This window comes from Synechococcus sp. R6-10 (assembly GCF_047461815.1).
In the GTDB taxonomy this organism is placed as follows: domain Bacteria; phylum Cyanobacteriota; class Cyanobacteriia; order Thermostichales; family Thermostichaceae; genus Thermostichus.
Genome location: NZ_JANSHW010000362.1, coordinates 1 through 4,878, shown reverse-complemented (window position 1 = coordinate 4,878; position 4,878 = coordinate 1). Strand labels below are relative to the sequence as shown.

The window sequence follows — 4,878 nt, the reverse complement described above, 5'->3', positions numbered from 1 at the left end:
AAACAAACAGAATGCTATCGCTGCATAGTTGAACAGTGATGTTCAGCAGTGTTCAGCGTAAATGTATCAGGGGATATGACGCTTTGCAAAGGGGATCAAACCCCGTACCATAGAGGAGCAGGTTTCTCCGTTTCTCTGTTTTCAATCCCCAGGACTCACCATGGTGCAGCCGTCAGCGACCTCTGGGCAAAAGCCGATTGTCATCGCCCCTTCCATCCTTTCAGCCGATTTCAGCCGGTTGGGGGAGGAAGTACGGGCAGTGGATGAGGCGGGGGCCGACTGGATCCATGTGGATGTGATGGATGGCCGCTTTGTGCCCAACATCACCATCGGCCCGTTGGTGGTGGAAGCCCTGCGCCCGGTGACGGCCAAGCCCCTGGACGTCCACCTGATGATTGTGGAGCCGGAGAACTATGTGGCGGATTTTGCCAAGGCAGGGGCCGACATTATTTCCGTGCACGCAGAGTCCAGCTCCACCATCCACCTGCACCGCACCCTCAGCCAAATCAAGGATCTGGGCAAGCAAGCGGGCGTGGTGCTCAATCCGGCCAGCCCCCTGGAGCTGATCCAATACGTGCTGGAGCTGGTGGATCTGGTGCTGATCATGAGCGTCAACCCCGGCTTTGGCGGCCAGAGCTTTATTCCAGCAGTGGTGCCCAAAATTCGCCAGTTACGGGCCATGTGTGATGAGCGCGGCCTGGATCCCTGGATCGAGGTGGATGGTGGCTTGAAGGGAAGCAACGCTTGGCAGGTGATCGAGGCAGGAGCCAACGCCATTGTGGCCGGCTCGGCAGTGTTCAAAGCCAAAGACTATGCCGAAGCCATTCGCAGCATTCGCAACAGCCGCCGTCCCGAGCTGGTGACAGTTTAAGGTGACAGTTCATTTTGAAGGAAACTGCTCCCTTACTGAAATCCGGCTTGACCCCAGCGCTGCGCTGAGCCAACTCCTCACGTGCCTTTAGCGCATAGCCGCAGCCCCTTTCTGGGCAGCGTAAGGCCCCGTCCCGCTGTTGACGGCAGTTGTGCCCAGGCAATGGGGAGGCACATCGACGGAGGGGGGGATGATCGGCTGGGGCAAAGTGGGGCTGAAAAAAGTCTGACAAAAAGGCACGCGATTGCGCTGAATATCGGCAAGGTAGGGAGGAGGAATGGTGCCCAAATAGGCGCCCAGCACCTGCTGCTCGGGATCCTCTGGCAACACTTGGTAATACAACATCAGGCGATTATCGGGAAACCAGGCGCGGATAAGCCTTTGCAGGGCCTTCAAGTTGAAGCCCGGCTCTTCAGGGTTGCGAATCAGGTGCATTCCCGCCAGGCGCCCGCCGACAAAATAGGCCTGCACATAAAACCCACGGGCGTAGATGGGCGGCTCCGAGGAATTCTGGGACGGGGGAGAATCGGGCAGATAAAGAGCCTCCCCCCCAGGGCGCAGTTGCCAGCGGCTCCAACGGGGATCCTCCCGCTCGCTAGAAAGGGTCTCCCAGTTGTTGGCCCGGGCGTAGCTCAAGAAGCGCTCCTCGACCATGCCCAGATAGAGCATTTCCATTTGCAAGGGCAGCCGGGCCCGGGTTTGCAACAGGGGCAGAGTGCGCACTTCTCCCTGCTTGAGCACCAAGGTCTCCCCCCGCGCCGAGCAAGGGACACCTATGAGCATAGCCATCAGCAACCCTGTTCCAATTGCCCGTCCAATCTGGCTGAGGCCGCGCCTTGCGAACAGCTCTAGCCGGAGAGGTAAAAACTGCGCCACTGGCTGCGGCTGTGGCCCATTGCCCCTCAAAACCGTCGAAGCAGGAATGTAGGATGAGATCAGCACAGCAAAAAAGCAGGGTAGTAAGTAACCGATCCTAACCCAAAGAGACAAGGTTCTTCGAGAATCTTAATCTGGTCTCTGAGGAAAGTTGCTTGCCAGTCTGCCCTGCCGATGGTTTGGGTAGCGAATGCGCATTACCCTCGAGAATGGCATTCCCGCTGCAGCAGCTTCTGACCGGACAGAATGGCCGGGATTGATCGTCATTGCCGGCCCCACGGCCACCGGGAAATCTCGACAGGCGCTGCTTTTGGCCCAACGGCTGGGATCCCCGTTGTTGAATGCGGACTCTCGCCAGGTCTACCGCGAGTTCGACATCGGCACAGCCAAGCCTACCCCTGCTGAGCGGGCTCTCTGGCCCCACGAGCTGATTGACTTTGTGGATCCCCGCCACACCTACACGGTGGCCGAGTTCCAACAGGCGGCCCAAACCCGCATCGCCGAGGCCCATCGGCAGGGACAGACGCCCATCCTGGTGGGGGGCACCGGTCTCTACATCCAGTCGGTAACCTCCGGCCTGGGGATCCCTGCGGTACCTCCGCAGCCCCAACTGAGAACACAACTGGAAACTTGGCCCCCTGAGATCCGCTACGCCTGGCTGCAGCAGTTGGATCCCGTTGCCGCCCAGCACATTCATCCCCATGACGCGGTGCGCACGCTGCGGGCTTTGGAGATCGTTTACGCCACTGGGAAGCCGGCTTCCAGCCTAAGGCGGGCTCATCCCCCCCATTACCCCATCTTGATCCTGGGGCTGCGCTGCCCAATGCCCCGTTTGGAACAACGCATTGCCCGGCGCACGGCGGAGATGATGGAGCGGGGGTGGATCGAGGAGGTGAAAACCCTGCGGGAGCGCTATGGGCCCCACCTGCCCCTTTTGAATACTTTGGGCTACGCGGAAATCGGCGCTTATCTGGAGGGGCGGATCCCGGAAGCCGAACTGCAACCCCTGATTGTGCGGCGCACCCGCCAATTTGCCAAGCGGCAGATGACTTGGTTTCGAGCCATGCTGGGGATCCAAAAGGGCCATGCCTACAGCACCCTGTCGGGAAGGGGTCGATGTGTGGCCCTGTGGCTGGACTGCGAAGCTGAGGATTTGCCGGAGCAGATCTGGAAGCAGGTCAAGGCTTGGATGGCAGCTCCGACCACTGTTGAAACCAGTCCCGCCGCCGCTGAGCATCGGCTTTTCGATCCGTAAGGATCTCCAACACCCGCACCCCTTGGGCAGGTAAGGGATCCAGAGCTTCGGCCAGCTCCTGCCAGCTTTCCACTCGGCGATGGGGAATGTGGTGGGCCTGACAGAGCAGGGCAAAATCCACCGCCTGGGGCGTGGCGAAATAGGGCTCGAAGGGTGGGCCCACCTCAGCGATGGGCAGCAGCTCAAAAATCCCACCCCCCTGGTTGTTGATGAGGAGAATGGTCAGGGATCCCTGCAGGTGAGGGCCAAGCCGCAGGCCGCCGCAGTCGTGCAAAAAGGCCAGATCCCCGGTTAGCAACACCGTCGGGCGCTGCCGGTGGGCCACCCCGAAGGCGGTAGAGAGAAGGCCATCGATGCCGTTGGTGCCGCGGTTGAAGTAGGGCCGGATGCGGCGGTCGTTGGGGGGCCAAAACCACTCCACATCCCGCACCGGCGTGCTGTTGGCAATGAATAGCGGCGTCTCTGGCGGCAAGTGGTGGGCCAGCCACCAGGCTATCCTACCCTCAAACCACTCCGGCAGGTCAGCCATAGCCTGGTCTAAGGCGGTCCGGATTTGCGCTTCGGCTGTCAGCCAGCCCTGCAGAAAAGTTGTTTGCTTGGCCGGTGCTTCTGGGATCCCGGAGACCCACTCTTCCACGGCAAAAGGCAAATGGGTGGTGGGGTTGTGCAGGGGATCCCCATTCTCAGGGCGGGGATCCAACCGCCAAACGCGGGGAGCAACCTTGGCCAGGGTTTGCCGCAGCGCTTTGCTGGTGGGCAGGGATCCCAGTTGGATGACTTGCTGCGGCCAAAGCTGGGGATCATCCCGCTGCAGGATGAGGTCGTAGGTGGTGATGAGATAGGGGTTGAGGGAAGCGTAGTTCCGCAGGGGAGAAAGCCCCTCCGCCAGCACCGGCCAGCCCAAAGCCGTCGCCAAACGGGCCACTGCCTCCACATAGCGCTGGGGATCCAGCGGTTGAGCCGGCCCCGCCAAGATCACCCCCCGCTCACAGCTGCGCCACTCCTGCCAAAAAGAAACCGTCTCCGTCTGAAAAGGGCTCCGCACCGCCTGCAAGGAAGAGCCGGTGCATGGAGGAGCAACCCCACGAAAAAAGGTCTTCTCGAACTCCGGATCTTCCTGTAGATGGAGCAGCGGCGCAGTGCTGACATCGGCAATGGGAGCCAAGGGATCCCGGAAGGGCACATTCAAATGCACAGGGCCGGGGAAGGGGTAAAGGGTGCGCTCCCAGGCGTGAACCAGGGTCTGGCGCAAGTAGGCCAGGGCTTCTGGATCCGCGCTGGGCAGGGCCAACTCCGCCTGCCAGTTGGGGTAATGGCCGTAGAGCTTCACCTGGTCAATCGCTTGGCCGGCGCGGCAGTGGCGCAGCTCCGGGGGCCGATCCGCCGTCAAAACCAAAAGCGGCCAGCCACTTTCTGCCGCCTCGATGAGAGCTGGGAAAAAGTGAGCGCCAGCGCTGCCGGAAGTACACACCAGGGGAATGGGCCGCCGGGTTTGCTGGGCCAATCCCAGCGCAAAAAAGGCTGCCGACCGCTCATCCAGCACCGGGATCGCCTCGATGTCGGGGTGCTGGGCCAGGGCGTAGGTCAGGGGGGCTGAGCGGGATCCCGGAGACACCACCGCTAAACGGCAACCCAGCCGACTCAAGGTTTCGGCCAATAGGGATCCCCAGAGGGTGTTGAGGTTGCGCCAGTCCAGCCGCCTTGGCAGGACAAAGTTTTCAGCAGTCACATTTCAGCAGTCAGAGTGGAGACAAGGTGTTGAGATCGAATCGGGATCCCGGCGGCAAAAAGTGAATGCGGGCATTGTGCAGCCGAAAATACTCATCCGCCGCCGCCTCCTGAACGGTCGAGTACAGTTGCGTCCCGTCCACAATCG

Annotated in this window: 4 protein-coding genes; 2 read left to right on the top strand and 2 right to left on the bottom strand. The window is 61.0% G+C overall.

The annotated features are described in order from the left end of the window. Window positions 1-160: 160 nt before the first annotated feature. Window positions 161-871: a ribulose-phosphate 3-epimerase gene (rpe, locus tag NW837_RS10385; RefSeq protein ID WP_414331302.1), complete on the top strand. Its 711-nt coding sequence runs from the start codon at window positions 161-163 to the stop codon at window positions 869-871. An 87-nt stretch (window positions 872-958) separates the two neighbouring features. Here rpe and NW837_RS10380 read toward each other — a convergent pair whose 3' ends face one another. Next, the gene (locus tag NW837_RS10380; protein WP_414331300.1) at window positions 959-1,654 is read right to left on the bottom strand and encodes a hypothetical protein; all 696 of its coding nucleotides are present in this window, start codon (window positions 1,652-1,654) and stop codon (window positions 959-961) included. Window positions 1,655-1,937: 283 nt separating this feature from the next. On the opposite strand from NW837_RS10380, the gene miaA reads away from it, so the two are divergent. Further along, the gene (gene miaA / locus NW837_RS10375; protein WP_414331299.1) at window positions 1,938-3,002 is read left to right on the top strand and encodes a tRNA (adenosine(37)-N6)-dimethylallyltransferase MiaA; all 1,065 of its coding nucleotides are present in this window, start codon (window positions 1,938-1,940) and stop codon (window positions 3,000-3,002) included. Here miaA and menD read toward each other — a convergent pair. After that, window positions 2,926-4,731, bottom strand: coding sequence for a 2-succinyl-5-enolpyruvyl-6-hydroxy-3-cyclohexene-1-carboxylic-acid synthase (gene menD / locus NW837_RS10370; RefSeq protein WP_414331296.1), 1,806 nt, complete (start codon window positions 4,729-4,731; stop codon window positions 2,926-2,928). The two genes, miaA and menD, sit on opposite strands and share 77 nt — an antisense overlap. Window positions 4,732-4,878 lie beyond the last annotated feature (147 nt).